The sequence below is a fragment of the Moritella sp. PE36 genome (genome assembly GCF_000170855.1).
Lineage (GTDB): Bacteria > Pseudomonadota > Gammaproteobacteria > Enterobacterales > Moritellaceae > Moritella.
Window position 1 is genome coordinate 22,905 of record NZ_ABCQ01000031.1, and the last position, 15,656, is coordinate 38,560.

General features: G+C 39.1%; 11 protein-coding genes. All 11 read right to left on the minus strand.

Annotated features, from left to right (window positions below):
- Nucleotides 1-20: 20 nt before the first annotated feature.
- The 11 genes from PE36_RS15705 to PE36_RS15750 all read right to left on the minus strand — a co-directional run bounded on the left by PE36_RS15705 (nucleotide 21) and on the right by PE36_RS15750 (nucleotide 15,575).
- Nucleotides 21-7,904: a neuraminidase-like domain-containing protein gene (locus PE36_RS15705; RefSeq protein ID WP_006033023.1), complete on the minus strand. Its 7,884-nt coding sequence runs from the start codon at nucleotides 7,902-7,904 to the stop codon at nucleotides 21-23.
- A gap of 649 nt (nucleotides 7,905-8,553) precedes the next feature.
- Nucleotides 8,554-8,877 carry a thioredoxin gene (trxA, locus tag PE36_RS15710; RefSeq protein ID WP_232286597.1) on the minus strand — a complete coding sequence of 108 codons (324 nt, stop codon included), beginning with the start codon at nucleotides 8,875-8,877 and terminating at the stop codon, nucleotides 8,554-8,556.
- A 287-nt stretch (nucleotides 8,878-9,164) separates the two neighbouring features.
- Complete coding sequence (locus PE36_RS15715; protein WP_006033025.1) at nucleotides 9,165-9,908, minus strand: metallophosphoesterase; 744 nt, start codon at nucleotides 9,906-9,908, stop codon at nucleotides 9,165-9,167.
- Nucleotides 9,909-10,188: 280 nt separating this feature from the next.
- Nucleotides 10,189-10,368 carry a hypothetical protein gene (locus PE36_RS24605; protein WP_006033026.1) on the minus strand — a complete coding sequence of 60 codons (180 nt, stop codon included), beginning with the start codon at nucleotides 10,366-10,368 and terminating at the stop codon, nucleotides 10,189-10,191.
- A gap of 23 nt (nucleotides 10,369-10,391) precedes the next feature.
- Nucleotides 10,392-11,117, minus strand: coding sequence for a bifunctional 2-polyprenyl-6-hydroxyphenol methylase/3-demethylubiquinol 3-O-methyltransferase UbiG (locus tag PE36_RS15725; RefSeq protein ID WP_006033027.1), 726 nt, complete (start codon nucleotides 11,115-11,117; stop codon nucleotides 10,392-10,394).
- 166 nt (nucleotides 11,118-11,283) lie between these two features.
- Complete coding sequence (gene panB, locus PE36_RS15730) at nucleotides 11,284-12,117, minus strand: 3-methyl-2-oxobutanoate hydroxymethyltransferase (RefSeq protein WP_006033028.1); 834 nt, start codon at nucleotides 12,115-12,117, stop codon at nucleotides 11,284-11,286.
- 401 nt (nucleotides 12,118-12,518) lie between these two features.
- The gene (locus tag PE36_RS15735; RefSeq protein WP_006033029.1) at nucleotides 12,519-12,923 is read right to left on the minus strand and encodes a VOC family protein; all 405 of its coding nucleotides are present in this window, start codon (nucleotides 12,921-12,923) and stop codon (nucleotides 12,519-12,521) included.
- 76 nt (nucleotides 12,924-12,999) lie between these two features.
- A complete protein-coding gene (locus tag PE36_RS15740; protein ID WP_006033030.1) occupies nucleotides 13,000-13,797 on the minus strand; it encodes a class I SAM-dependent methyltransferase in 798 nt (265 codons plus the stop codon).
- 85 nt (nucleotides 13,798-13,882) lie between these two features.
- The gene (locus PE36_RS15745; protein ID WP_006033031.1) at nucleotides 13,883-14,353 is read right to left on the minus strand and encodes a GNAT family N-acetyltransferase; all 471 of its coding nucleotides are present in this window, start codon (nucleotides 14,351-14,353) and stop codon (nucleotides 13,883-13,885) included.
- A 77-nt stretch (nucleotides 14,354-14,430) separates the two neighbouring features.
- Complete coding sequence (locus tag PE36_RS24110) at nucleotides 14,431-14,664, minus strand: LysE family translocator (RefSeq protein ID WP_255348864.1); 234 nt, start codon at nucleotides 14,662-14,664, stop codon at nucleotides 14,431-14,433.
- 143 nt (nucleotides 14,665-14,807) lie between these two features.
- Nucleotides 14,808-15,575, minus strand: coding sequence for an SDR family NAD(P)-dependent oxidoreductase (locus PE36_RS15750; RefSeq protein ID WP_006033032.1), 768 nt, complete (start codon nucleotides 15,573-15,575; stop codon nucleotides 14,808-14,810).
- Nucleotides 15,576-15,656: the final 81 nt, after the last annotated feature.

Sequence of the window (15,656 nt, forward strand, 5' to 3'; positions counted from 1 at the left end):
ATCGCCATGTGTCAATAAGCTTATTCACGAATGGTATAGTTAACGTGAAGGATAATATCACTCAACGTTCGCAATAACGCTGCTTGTTGACCCTTGCTATCATCTTCTGCTATTGCATTTGGAAAAGTCAATGTAAACGCAGAAGTAAGCTCTAATCCCTCAAATGGTAAATAATCACTGTCATGAAAATTCAATTGGAACATGCCACTGTCGTTCATGCCATGAGACAGTGCGATACTTTTAAGCGAATTATGAATCGGATTACCACCACTTTCCTTATATTGCAATATTGCCTGAACATCTTGATAAGGCCCGATAAGTGCAGGTAATGACACACTCATTTGCTTAATTCGACGAGTTCCTGTTGTATCAGGATAATCATCGTGAATAGCTAATGCATTTAAATCAATAGCAATCACTAACTTGTGTAAATTACATGTAATATTAGTCCAACCTGGATTACCACTTTCATCATTCTTATCTAATCGGTCATTAACCGCACCATTAAAGCTACCTGATTCGCCTGGGAATTCATTCGCCACAGACACGGTACGCCTAATTTCCAACGCCGAGCTATACCAGTCTAAATATTTGCTTTCCATTTGTGTTAAGTTCAACATTAACTGTTCACCACACAATAACCCTGAATAGTTGCTGTCCCAGACGCCCGGTTGAATAAACGTATCCTTATACTGCGTTTCCCATTGATACCCCGTTTCCGCTTTATAACAACGGCTAGCCGTAAGATCATAAAACTGATAATAGAAGGTTGATAAACGCCCTTGCATCCACGAATACAAGGCATCATTACTGAATCGAGCCTGCAATAAATCCAACTGTGCTTGCGTTTGTTCCATTTGTAAACGCTGTTGATCTATTTGTAATTGCAGCGCTTTTTTCTGAATATTGATATTCTCAAGTCGCGTGTCAGCAATACGCATGCCCCTTTCAGCCGCTTCTTGCTCCGCCTTCCATTCGTCACGGCGACGCTTCCACACTTCTTTTTGCTCAAGCGAATCAGCGATAATACTTTGCGTTGTACTGGTTATATCTAGCGCTGATGCTGCTGCGGAAACCAAGGCACCATACTTTCCGCCACCTACTGCCATACCGTAGATATTCGGGATCACATCTAACCCCGCGGCAACCATCTCAAAGCCTTTCTTCAATGCTAATGTCGATGACGCAGAAGTGCGTAATCGCAACGATCTCATTTCATTATCCGTGACATTCTCATTGTAGTACGATGACATACGATCAAACGTGGCTTTCTGTTGCTCAGCATCAAGTTGAGTCGCAACCTCATCTTGATCTAACGAGAGTAAATTCTGTTGCAGTATTTGCAGACCATAATCATGCAGTGCTTTCGCTTGTGTCTGTAACAGGGTATTGAGTGTTTCTGATTCCTTACGTTCGATCGCACCAGCCAGTGCTCGCCCAAAGTCCATGAGTTGACCCACTAACCCTCGTGCACTTTCCAGCAACATAGGAAAACGCTGAATACTCGCTTCGCCATGATTACCGCTACTGCGGCCTGCGGAGCCATTGGCCGCTGCATACTGTAATACTTTAGGATCAATAGGCTCAGCAAACAAAGGTAAATTAAGTGCCTGCCCATCAATGGTTAAATTATGGCGTAGATTAAACAAACGCATGTCCAGTGTTTGCCAATATTCATTGAGTTTTTCGTTTTCACATGGAAGAAAGACCCCCTTCAAGCTATTCGCCGTGCGAACTTGTTCAGCGATACTTTTTTCTGAATCCGATAAAACTTGCTTGGTTCCTTCTTGCTCAGCAACTGTAGGTTTAGTTTGCTTAGCTGCTTCCGATAACGGAATATCATACCAATTAGCATCAGAAGGAATATCCGGTTGAGGCCCCATCAGTTTCAATGCTAATACATACCACATTTTAGCTTCGGCTAACGTATCGCGTTCCAATTTACGGTATGCCATATCCCCACGGGCAATTAACAAGTCTAACATAGTCATCCAAGTCGCGACTTTATAATGCATGGGGTCAGTTTGTGCGACTTTATCTGGGTCTGTTATTGAACCGTTTGTATTCTCATTCCAGGCCGTGTCTTCTGCCAGTGGACGTGCATTCCAGTATCGGTTTCTGTCGTCTTCATAGCCTCCAACATTGAATACGTATTTCAACCATTTTTCAGCTTCTTCAAAATTCTGAGACTGAAGTAACTTATTGGTGACTAACATCGGCGTGTAGTAACACAACTCCCAGAAATACAAGCCATTTGCCCCATTAAAATCCATCAGATCCTGCGGTGCCTGTGATGCCCCATTAAAATCCAATGGTTCAACATGAATCGGAGCGACCACTTGGACATCACTAATACCGTCTATTTCGTCCCCCCTATAAATTGGATCTATATTTGCATCATAATGAAACATGAACATAATAGACTCTTGAGCCTTAGCAGTACTCTTATGCTTAGCGAACTCAACTTCTAAATATGCTTTTTGTAGAGTTGTATCAGTATCAGGATCAGAACTAGAGTCTGTATCAGTATTATGTATCCATCCCCCCAAGGAATCAGGATAAGGAAAAAATAGTATGACTGTCGTTTCCTCATCTGACAGCATCCCTTCATAACACAAAAATTCATCAGTACTAGAGTAAAACTCGGCATAATAGAACTTAAACCAGCGTTCATCACCATGAATATTTGAATTATAAGCATTAAGTATTATCTTTGTATAAAACCCTTTCCCTAATGTTGGTTCAAGCAATTGTTGTGTATCCCAACTCAACACTTGGTCTATACCTTTATCTGCACGGTGGATTAGTTCTTTAGCAAATAATGTGTTAAGACGAATACGTTTAGGATGATTAGTCGCTTCTAAGTAAGCGGCCCCATTCGTGCAATTAACTATCTGATACGTATGCTCTGGTATGGAATTTTGACCAGTATCAGGAATAACATTAAATCTATATGCACTATCAAGGAGACTATTACCATTTTGTAATAACTGTAGCGGTATACCTATATTTGTACCGCCACTCGGAATCACCATGTCCTTCGCCACTATAAGCGAAATATCGATTTCGTCAGCAGACCCAATCAATATATTTTGTTTTTTCTCACCCAATATCAATGTATAGTTTGCACATTTAGGTACTATTGTAACATACCCGCCCCAATCTTCCTTATAACCGTCATTCTCTACATAAAAGTCAAAATGTAATATTTTTTGACTTTCTCCATGGGTTAAAAATGGGAACGTGATACCTTTCAAATCAATAGTATTGGGAAGGTGGTTGTTCCCATCAAGATGACCCTCAGCGACTAGTTCTCCATCATATGGGCTACCATCTTTATCGCTCAAAAATACATCTAAAAAAGCATCACGACAGAAAGTATTGTCATATGTAATTGTCAATTTCATATCAACAACTATATTATAATCTTGTATTTCCTGCTTAATTACTTCTGCCACAACCACCATAGAATGAAGCCCGCCATGGTTAGATACCTGAGTAATCTCGAAGTCAATTGTATTCGCTCCATTTAGAGACGTAATAATCCCACTCATCTCCACATTATACTGACACATAGCCGGGAAATGCGTATTATCTATACTCTGTTCAAATTTGACTGTACTCAGCGCAATGTCTCCTGGGAGGCTGGCAGTGTCTAAAGGGTCAAATATATTTTCAATTGTAAAAGACTTTCCGACAATCGGTAAAATAACCTTATTCTCATCGGTATTTTTATTTACAGTGTGTGTCATATAACTTATATAAGCATCAAATTTAGTTTTATCAACCTCAGATAATATCAGCTCATGATTAATCCTCACCCCAACATCAAGCACGGTTGTCGTCTCAGGCTTGTAATACAGCGCAATGATAGCATCTTCCAGTTGATCATAACTAAAATGCACATAAGAGACACTATAATCATAACCAGCATTATAGTCAGGAGGTGAATATTTTTCTGTCGGTTTATTAAATGGTAAATCAAAACTACTGGCTGGCGACCACGTACCATTAATCTTTCGATAACTCAGATGTAGGCTATATTGCTTAATTACATCAGGTTTCTTTATCTCTATCTCGTCTTTAAAAAGACCAGGTACATCAGGCTTAGCCTTAGTGGTACACTCTGTCCAACCAATATAAAGACGACTATTGAAAATAATTGGCCTAACCTGCTTACTAGCTGCATTAATCGGGCACGATATTTCTTCCCATTCACTCCATGAGGATGCAGGATACTCCCCTAATTCATCACGATCTGTATGATCTAATTGACGCCAATAATAACGGTAGGGTTTAGCGCGACTTCGGCCGATAAAATACGTTATTCCTGCCTTTAAGTCAGTTTCATTATGATACGCAGATAAGGTCTCTAAATTCGCAATTTCCTCAAATCCATCCAAATAGTTACGGTAAGCCTCATCGATGAGATCGGTATTTAATTGTCCCTGAGATAGCTCATCAGACAACGCACGCTGTAAGCGTGTTTGATTATAGCGAAGATCTGGCTCTATATAGTTCTCTGGGAAATAAACCAATTGTGAGACACCAGCCCAAGTGCTATAACGCTTATTATAAGTGTCCCAATCATTAAAAAATGGACGGCTTAGAATGTCATCAACAGTCTTCGGCGCTACTGGCTCTATCGTTTCTATATTTTGTAAACAACGCGTAATATACAGCTGCACACTGGCAATTGCCTCAGCAATACAGCTGGTCATCACGTCACTCGACACTTGATTGTCGATCAATAAATAACTGTAAATATCATTACGACTTGTAAATTTATTACTTCTTGCCAAAAAGTTTCCGGATATAAAATAAGCACACAGCGCAGTACTGAGCGTTTCATCTAATATCGCATTCAAGCTGCCTCGTTGCTGCGGTTTAACGCCCGCCAACATACTATTCGCACTATGAGTCCATTTTTCACAAGCAGTATCATTATCATTAAGCATGAGTAACTCACCCACCGCTTGTGCCGACACCCCTAATTCCGCACTAACAGCCAACCAAGACAAACACTGTGTAATCTGCGCTAAATCATAGCCACCAGTAGCGCCGATATAGGTGGAAATGTTTGCTATCTCTGGTTCAGGAATGGTTAATATATCTGCTAACGCTGATGTTGTGAGTGTTCCCGACAATAATAAAGTGAATAACTTGTCAGTTTGCTCTCCTGCACGTCGTTGCACCGCTTTCAAATCACTCAATAACTGTAATGTTGCGAGTGTCGGAGCAAGTGCTGTACTACCAGACTCCAGCTTTGCGTGGTCAATCACCAGCTGTAGCTCGACTGTGCTCAGCGACCAAGACTTGATTATTAACGCCAACTGCCCTAATGCCTGACAAAACTTAGCGATTTTCGAAGCTTCAGTCTCTAGACTTGGGTCTCCACAATACTCGGTAACACTTTGACAAAATCCCTGAATATTACTGAAAGGTAATTTTAATTGCCCTGCTATTTGTTCAATCCAAACTTGTAATGCTATTGCTGTTTCCATATCAGCCAAACCAAACGCAGATAAAATGTGGGGGGCCACTACCTTCATCTGGTCTGTCACAGCACTATGTGCATAAGTAGCCCATAATGGATTCGGCGTTTTAATAGATCCATACACATCGTAAACAAATCGTTCAATAGGTGGAATTAACGTATCTGAATAGGTGGTGGTGGTCATGGCATCCAACACATCTAATGCCATGTCCTGTTCGTTTATCCATTGACACGTTTGATGGACTGCTTCAACACAAGCAACCAATGCAGCTGCATTCCCCGTGATATCACTGTGTGCTTTACCATTCAAATTAAGTAAACATTGCAGTGCCCCAGCATCCAGATCATGCAATTTTGCCCACAGCCCGACACGATAAAGTGCGCTGATGTTATCAAGGCTCTGTGTAAATTTACTTCCCGAATCTATCACTAGGCTACCTAATATAGATAAGCCAACATCATCCACACCCAATGCACGTTTTAATACTGCACGTTCATGACTATTGGTTGTTGCAGTTGCAGTTAAATCAATTTCAGCAGTATCATTAACAGTAAACGCGGTATCATTCAGAACAGGGTTATTAAATAAACGATCAAATTGATTCAGTTCGCCGTCCACTGCGTAGCAGTTAATCGCGCCACCCACTAACACCACGGCATCATCTTTACTCACACCATAGCGTTCCATATACTGCAATACCTGAGCAGTTAAGGCTAATGTTTCAGGTATAATACTGGATGCAGTCGTTACTGTTGCTGGTGCTGCGCGTATAAGCAAAGACGCTAATAAATCATGCGCTAACGCCAGTGCCTCACTATCCTCATCACTACTGTGGTGTTCAATATAATTCTCTACTTGTGCAGCCAATGCGATCCACATAGGATCGACATTAACAGATGCGAGGGCTTGTACTTGAGAAGATAATATAATTAAGGTGTCTAACGTTACAGGATCTAGACTTGTGCATTTATAATATCGAATTAGCTTACTTAAACGAATAAAATCAGAGGCAGTTAAAGTCTGTATTGAACGAGTATGGGTATACGTTGTTGTCGTATAAGCATACGTTCCAGGGTTTTCAGGCCCTACAGTAACAGCTACATCTCTTGTTTGAGATTTCGATTGAAAATAGATCTCAACTATATTATTACCTCCATTATCACATGGAAAAAATGGGAAGTCTGGATTTGAATATAAATTGCTATGTGCTGATACAAGCGCTGCGTCCGTTTCCCCAAGAGCCGTACATCTATAATTAAATTTGATCACATTTGCAGTATCACTTGGTAGTATGTTTAGCGTGGCTGAAGAGCCTGATTGCAGCTCCATCATAGTGCTATTACGTTTCAATTGACCATCAATGCAGCTAATAAATCCCGTTTGAGTGGGATCATTGAGATATTTGGCACCATATTCTTGTGGGGGTACTTTAGGATCTTTCTCAGTAAGCCCAGACTCGAAACTATTAATACTTTTTCTAAACCCTGGATACGCTAAAAATTGATTTAACTCATCACGTGTGATCCCGGTTTTTTGGCAAAATACATCTGCTTTACTTAATTCATAAATATCACTTGTTCCAAAATGTTTAATGAGTTCATCATCACCATTACTAGAGGTCATTATAGGCGCTATCAATAAACCATATAATTCAGGTGACATCTGATTAGCAAATGCTAATTTTGTGTTCTCATTAACAGTCGTTCCTGATGTCAAAGTATCACTCAACGTGACAACAATATCGCCATAACTCGAATCCTGAATTTGAAGTGTGTTATAAATCAAAGTATAAGCATGATTATACGGCAGTTCAAAAGGATAGTATTTATCGCTCAGCGCTGACTTTACTTCTTCTGGTATCTTACCTTCTCTCGTACAAATCGTTTGAAGCAAAATATCGTTCGCTAACGCTAATGTACTCATTTCAGTGTCTTGGTTACTTTGACTTAACGTGATCCTTTTCAGATCAGGACGGCGTTGATCAATATGGAAAACACTGTCATTTTTATGCAGTATTCTCGATTCTCGATATAATTCCGTTAAATAAGCCGCTGGTGAAAACATCGATGCCACAGAATCTTTTTTCACACGTGCATCATCATCATGATCAAAACTTTCTCCAACCGCGCGATCATGGTAAACCGTTGTCGTTGACAACGCATTTTTCATGGCATGTTTAAGTTGAGGGTTTTTATGGGTGAAGACTTTGCGGCGACCCGCTTTTAATTGCGCAACATGGGTGGTTGCTTCTCGGTGTAAATCCTGAGAAAGATGCCACGTTAAAAAATGGTGTGTCTTTTTTCTAAATAAGCGAAAGCTCATGTTGGCGATATCAGCGATTGAATGCAATCCGATCTCATTCAATTCCGTTTCATATTGGTGGTATAAAACACAATGGTTAATCATAAAAACCCCTGTAAATATGTTAATATATTGTTTCGACAACGAGTGAGGTTACACTAAAATAGTATGTTAAACAATACATTACACATTGTTACTTTAACGGATGATGTACGTATCACATAGGTTGATAAATATTAACGAAGAGGATAAATGACGAAGTCGCAGACCATTAAATGGCTCCACCTATTGGCTATAGAATGAGCTTTTATCAAGTAACAGGCGACAAGCCCAATGACTTAGCAAAAACAATGTGGGCATTAACAATCTTGAAACTGCTAACAGGGATGTAAACAGTCTTTGCGGTTTGAGAGCCGTCTTGAAATCTGTGTTAATCGTTTGCGGACTTATGGTTGTCGGAGTTGTTTTTGACATTAACGGTCATGACTCAGCTGGAGTTATCAAACTCTGATTTTATTTTTTATTAGTCATGCACCCTTATCAACCTAACGGTATGGATGTACAGCGGTGAGCCTGATCACGTCCATTTAATGCTTGATACACCCCAGCGTCACGCCTGCAAAGCTTATAAACAGTCTCAAGACGGTTAGCAGTCGGCTAATAAGAAAGGCTTTGCCTTGCTCGCTATCCATCACCCACCAAACCATGTTCGCTTAAACTCAATGGCTATGGTCGAAGAATTCCGCTGAATATGTTAAATATGCTGACTTAGCAGAGTAGTTAGCTGAGTTTTACTCAATACTCCCACTGTTGACGACAAAATTTCGCCATCTTTAAACAACATCATTGCAGGAAGAGCACGGATGCCATATTTGGCCGCGATTTGGGGACTCGTATCAATATTCAGTTTTCCAATTTTCACTTTACCGCTATACGCAAAAGCTATTTCTTCCAACACAGGGCCTACCCTTAAACAAGGAGCACACCAAGACGCCCAATATTCAACTGATACCGGTTGGCTGCCAGTTATTAACTCCGCTTCAAAGTTGTCATCCCTCAATTCCACTATTTTGTTCATCAAAAGTTCTCCATAATTCATATTTATTCAACGGGCATTAATCTAAGCTCTTGTTCATAAATATAAATTAAAAAGGAAAACTTCAGTTTATGATGACAAAAGTTATATCATTTTAGTTTCACATACTTCAACTTCGAAAAATAATGCTTTTCATCATCACACTACACCTCTTTAATCATCAAACTAAAAACTGAATAAATCTGAAAATAAATCAAGATTAAGGCAAAAGCATTAGCCGATGTGTGCCAGCATTGCGAACTATATTTCCCTCATGGAAAGTATACGGCTTACACTTTCCGTCCAGTTGTTAAAGAATGAACCCAATCCATCCTGTCTCTTTTCTCACACTCTTTAACAGCTAAGGCTACATCATAAGGCACTTTAATATGTAGAACACTCCAATTACCTCCCGTTTTCTCAACGATCGAATACGATGCCATAGCGTTAAAGTTTTCCATTGAATGAACAATAGGTTCATCATCTGTATATGCTTGCAAACCAACACTGCCGGGGTTTACGATAATTTGTCCTGTTGTTAAAGTCACGGCTCTAGGGGTGTGGGTATGACCACAGCAGATAAGCTTGGAGCCTTGCCCATTTAACAGTGTTATAATCTCGCTATCACTACGCAGGCAAGCATATCCAAGCTCAACATTTTCTAATAAATAGACTAAATCATTATCAGGCGTACCGTGGCACAAATAAACATCATCGTTTAATTGAACGTCAAACGGTAAGGATTTCATCCAGCGAATAGGCTCTGCACCAAGATCATCAATGATAAATTTCATTGTTGAATTAGAATCAATTTCTGCTTTTGTGGCTTCGAATATTTGACGATCTTGATTACCACAAATAGTAACTATTTCATGTTGCATTAAAAGATCAAAAGTCGCCTTTGGTGCAATAGGCCCATAAAGAATATCGCCAAGATTGACCATTAAATCTACCGAATGCTCTTTTGCATCAGCAATAACGGCTTCCAATGCAAACACATTACTGTGAATGTCTGATAATACAGCAATTTTCATGATGTCCTCTTAGGATATAACGCTGAGTTCAGTAAATGATTAAGTAGGTTAGTTAAAATAATATTGGTATCGTTAAGCCAACGTTTTTGCAACTAACGCTGAATCTAAATATGCTCGAACCCGTACTATTTTATTATTCTCAAATTCACAAACCCAACAATAGCGATTATGAAACTCAGCTCCTTTTTTAGTTATTGAATTTGCGACCAATTCAACAGATGCGGAGCGCCCATCGGTTATACAAGAAAGTAATTTTAACGATAGAGATGACTCTAATACTTCATTTAATTTTGAGATGGTTCCAGTAATGAAGTCTTGTTTTGATGTATAAACGCCCTGCAAGCGGATGAGTACCCGTTACTTCCCAAACAACATCATCACTCACATGTTCAAAAAAAACTTGAGGATTACCGTTTTCCAAATGCGAAAATATTTCAATTATCCATGCTTGATCAATCATTATTCTCTCCGTGTAATATTGTTTTACTTTACCGCTACGATTGTTTGAAATCCGTTACTGTTACTTGATTCTTCGAGTTTAAACCCAATACTTAAAAGCTGGTTTTCAACCCACTCTACAGATAACCTAATTTTGCGATAACAGCTTTTATTCAGTGCCCATTTTCCATGTGTTTTTATGTAAACAATGTCATGGATCTTAACCGTTGTGGGCTCATATTCTAAAAAACAGGTAAAGATGATATTTTCATCACTTCTCACAGGGATAAATCTATCCGTATCTTTAAGTTCAGTCGATAAGTCACGAAAAGTTAAAATCAACTTCCCACCATCCTCAAGTGAATTGAATGAATCTTGAAATATTTTTAAGGCATCATCTTTCGATTTTAGGTGCGTAATCGTATCCGTCATGCAAACTATCAATTCACAGCTAGCACTGACATGATCTTTGAAATTCAAAATATCATCATTAATGGTAATGATCGGTTGGTTATTAGAATTAGACTTCAGCTCATTCAATAATTTTTGGCTAAGATCTATTGCTGTTACATTAAAACCGAGCTCAGCCAAAGGGATCGATTGAAAGCCAGAACCAGCCCCTAAATCAACAGCGATATCAGAGGATGAGGGAGTAATATTTCTACTTTTAAAGAACTCAACATTATTGCTTTTAGCTTCATCAAACCCACCCATTAACCATGTATATACATCAGATAATAAACTTTCATAATGCTCTTCAACAGTAACCATTAATACTACTCCTGTGGTGTTTTTACCTCGCTATAACTAGTAGCGAAGTTTAAGACCTAACCTAAAGATGCCATTAAGCCTGACTTAAGCCCTTCGTAGAGGAACAAATTGATATGCAAAAATACAATAAATGACGCTTATCTTACGCCTAATACTTCACCATAATTCATTTGTTATGTTCAACTTTAACCCCGAAAAAATGCTCTGCAGTTGGGAAGTCGCCGCCTCTAACCTCTCTTTCGTACTCAGCAAAAACCTCTTTGATTGTGATACTTAAATCAATGTATTTCTTCGCAAATTTTGGAGTGTAGTCAGAAAACAAACCCAGAATATCCTCTGTAACTAGCACTTGACCGTCGCATTCAGGTGAAGCACCAATTCCTATCGTTGGAATTTTAATTGCATTGGTTACTCTTTTCGCTGCATTTTCAAATACACCTTCCACAAGTAATGAGAAAGCACCGGCATTTTCAAACTCTTTTGCTTCTTGCACAAGCAGATTTGCAGCTGCATCATCTCGACCCTGAGCCTTAAAACCACCCAGAGTATTTGCATGCTGTGGTCGTAACCCAATATGAGGCATAACAGGAATACCTCGTTTTACAAGAAACTGAACGGTTTCAACCATTTCTAATCCACCTTCAATCTTTATTGCCTGTGCTCCTGTCTCGATTAAAACTTTTGATGCATTTCTATAAGCGATTTCTTTAGACTCTTGGTAAGTAGCAAATGGCATATCGATCACCACGCATGCTCGCTCAGCACCTCTTACAACCGCAGCCCCATGAGCAATCATCATATCCAAAGTAACAGGTAAAGTTGAATCGAAACCATATGCCACCATACCTGTAGAATCACCTACGATAATCAAGTCAACAAATTGATCCATCATTTGAGCCATAGGCTTTGTGTATGCAGTAAGAGACACGATACTTCCCTTACCTTTCATACTCTGGATCTTGGTTGTCGTTATTTTATTATTTGAAGTATGGGTACTCATGAAAACTCCTTTTCCACGTTTAATTATTTTGAATTATCTCAGGACATAAGTGTCCGAACTGCCTTGCTCGACTTCCATTAGGCGTATCATTTCCCGTATAACTTGTAATACTTCGCCAGCAATTTAAAGAACTAAAAATCACTGTATATACTTATATTACAGTGAGTTAACATAAATAAAATGTCAATTAGACATTGTCGACACCGCTTGTAACAGAATAATATTGTTGATATAGGTAGTTAAAAGTCGATTAATCTTCATTTCCGCAGTAAATAAGCCAGAAATAATAAAAATATCAGAACGATTACCGGTAATGCGAATGAAGTAAGAATGAAAATTGGATTCTATGTCGAAAGGAAAATAAACATGTAATATATTCGAAGATACGTCGACTTAATTAGCTACTTAGTTAGCTGCAACAAATCCCATTTTGTACCATATAAGTCTTTAAATACTACAACCGTACCGTACGCTTCGGAGCGGGGTTCTTCAGTAAACTCAACGCCCTGATTTTTCATGAATTCATAATCACGCCGAAAATCATTCGTTTGTAGAAATAAGAAGACACGACCACCTGTTTGATTACCAACAGATTGTTGCTGTTCTTCATTACTCGCTTGAGCCAATAATAAATTAGTTCCAGTCGAGTTAGGAGGACAAATCTGAACCCAACGTTTCCCACCACCTAAATCAGTATCTTCCACAAGCTCGAATTGCAGTTTCTTGGTATAAAACTCAATAGCGTCATCGTAGTTTTCAACAACTAACGCTACATTTCCGATTCGTTGTTCGATAACCTTACTCATTTAAAACTCACTCTGGTTTAAAACCTGAATTTTATCCTACCTGAATACAAAACTCAGTACGTATTTTTATGTTTTGCTAACCTAATTTTCTAGCGATGACTAAACCATGATTACTTGACCCTAACAGAGACGGTTCATCACATGTTTTTAGATGATAGCTTAGCCATGTTTGATATTGTTCTGGGGTAAAGTTATTAACCCCTGACGAGATATATCGATTAAAACCATCAGTCGCTACATGGCGTAATTGAGTAAAACCATGTGCACTTACCAACTCTTCGACTTCAACTGGAGTGGCAAAGTAGCCCACGTTAAAAAAACTATCAGCGAGCTGACTTGGGACCAAGCCTGATTCTAGGAGCGTGGAGAGAATCTCTGGTGTAATCAGCTTAGGAAATTGCTGAGCAAACATACCAGCAATAAAATAACGCGAGATGTAAGCAACAGCTAACACCCCATTCGGCTTTAGGATTCGATAAGCCTCAGAGATTGCTTGGTCGCGCTGTTCTTGAGTCTGTAAGTGATAGAGAGGCCCTAGAATAACGCAAAGATCATGTGAATTACTTTCAATAAACGGAACTGAGCAAGCATTACCTTCATGAATTGAAAGTGTTAAACCTTGTTCTTCAGCTTTACGCTTCAGAATGTTGACTTGATCAGGTACCAGTTCGATCGCAGTTGTATCACAAGCCATTTTCGCAAAGTGGAGAGAATAACGTCCGGTTGCAGCACCGAGTTCAATGACTTTTACGTTTGGAACAAGATACGCTTTCAAGGCATCCATTGTGGTATCAAATTCCATTTGAGCAATGTACTGCCGAGTGAGACGGCTATCTTCATTAGCGCCTGTATATTGATCTATTAATTCTTGCATGATACTTCCTTTTACAAGATTCGTTAACACAGCCCAACAACCAAAAGTCAGCTAGATGTCGCTTATTAACCCTTTTCTGAATCGATTATATAGCTTCTACCCATCTCATTATTGTTGTTAATATGCCATTGTGTTCAGCTTGATGTAACTCTTTAAAACCATGTTTTTTATAAAGATCAACATTGTGACTCTCACATTGTAAATACAGCTCTTTAACCCCTAAACTCACGGCTTTACTTTTAGCCTCTGAGATTAATAAGCCTCCAATGCCACGCCCTCGACTTAAAGGGTCAACAAAGACACCGCCTAACCAGTGCTCATATTGTGGGTAGTTAGCATTTTCACGGATCTTTAGTTCGGCAACACCAACAAGTTCGCTATTATCATGAATCACAATTGCCAACGGAATTTCAGTGCGATTTACCGACTTTTCTACCACTTTTTCTAACACCATGTTTACGGTCATATTTGGGAATACGTAAGCCCACTCTCCGTAATACCATTGAGCAATTTTCTTTGTTTCATGCGGATGATCCGCGAGTAACGTTATTTCCATGAATCCTCTTATGCGATAAGCCTGTTTGTTGTTGATACGAATAAATGAACCTTAACTTAGATATTTATTACACCTATTTACTCGATGGTCATGACTAAACAACAAAATGTTAAAGATAAAGTAATAAATTGACTGATATAGCTTCCTTGAGAGTCAATAAATTGCGGAAATAAGGACATAAAGAATAATATTGGTTTGGGATTTGAGAGAGTAAGAGAAAGCCCTTCGATATAACATCTTGCATTCGATTTGTCTTTCAGTTCGATATGAGTGTTTAAGGACAGTTGGACTATCCACATTTTTATACCCAGATAATTAAGTGAGGCGAGTTAATTTCAACCTCTTTAATTAAAACCATCATTACTCCATTAACGCAATTTCAGTGAAAACATATAACATCCACTTAAGCCGACTTACATTAAAATGATGCACGAAACTCAGCTAGCGCCTGCATTTACTGCTTATGTCCCCATTCTTTTGGATCACTTACATAAGTGACGCCGCCATCCATCATAATATCGCTCGTTGTCATAAAGGCAGAATCGTCACAAGCAAGAAACAAAGCGGCACCAGCAACTTCGTTAACAGCACCTTTTCGCCCTAAAGGTATACCTTCCCTAGCCGCTTGCTCAACTTGTTCTCGGTAATCAACCTTATCCCAAATTCCAGTATCCGTAACACCAGGTGAAATAGTATTAGCTCTAATCTTTTTATCTGACAACCCACAAGCAAAACTCTTAGTTAAAGAAGAAAGCGCGGCTTTTGAGGCATTATAAGGTGCTTGGTTCCAACTAGCATGTATGGCCGCAACAGAAGAAATGGCAATAACCGATGCACCGTCATTTAATAATGGCGTTGCATACTGCATTGTAAAAAATGCGCCTTTAACATTAAGCGCGAACATAGCATCAAAATCCTGCTCTGTTGTTTCACAAAACGGTTTTAACTGATAAGTCCCTGCATTGACAACCAAAATGTCCAACTTAAAAGATTCGGCGCTTAGTAGCGCATAGGCGGCTTCGATATCACTCACACATGCAATATCGGCAACCACTTCAAGTGCTTTACCTGAAAATAATTCTTGATTGATTTGGCTTAATTTATCAGCATTTCTGCCATTAATGGCAATGGTCGCACCTTCTTCAAAAAAACGCTGGGCAATCGCTAAACCTATTCCAGAGGTCGCGCCTGTAATAAATGCTTTTTTTCCTGATAGTTTCATGTTTGTCCTACTTATGTCATTAAAGGTAATACTTGTGTAACCAAAGATTGAAACTGCTTACTACACATAATTCCGTATAAC

Coding starts and splice junctions, on each gene's coding strand:
- PE36_RS15705 (WP_006033023.1), bottom strand. CDS start 7,904: ATGATTAACCATTGTGTTTTATACCACCAATATGAAACGGAATTGAAT.
- PE36_RS15745 (WP_006033031.1), bottom strand. CDS start 14,353: ATGGAAATAACGTTACTCGCGGATCATCCGCATGAAACAAAGAAAATT.
- PE36_RS15735 (WP_006033029.1), bottom strand. CDS start 12,923: ATGAGTAAGGTTATCGAACAACGAATCGGAAATGTAGCGTTAGTTGTT.
- PE36_RS15725 (WP_006033027.1), bottom strand. CDS start 11,117: ATGGTTACTGTTGAAGAGCATTATGAAAGTTTATTATCTGATGTATAT.
- PE36_RS24605 (WP_006033026.1), bottom strand. CDS start 10,368: ATGATTGATCAAGCATGGATAATTGAAATATTTTCGCATTTGGAAAAC.
- panB (WP_006033028.1), bottom strand. CDS start 12,117: ATGAGTACCCATACTTCAAATAATAAAATAACGACAACCAAGATCCAG.
- PE36_RS15740 (WP_006033030.1), bottom strand. CDS start 13,797: ATGCAAGAATTAATAGATCAATATACAGGCGCTAATGAAGATAGCCGT.
- trxA (WP_232286597.1), bottom strand. CDS start 8,877: ATGAACAAAATAGTGGAATTGAGGGATGACAACTTTGAAGCGGAGTTA.
- PE36_RS15750 (WP_006033032.1), bottom strand. CDS start 15,575: ATGAAACTATCAGGAAAAAAAGCATTTATTACAGGCGCGACCTCTGGA.
- PE36_RS15715 (WP_006033025.1), bottom strand. CDS start 9,908: ATGAAAATTGCTGTATTATCAGACATTCACAGTAATGTGTTTGCATTG.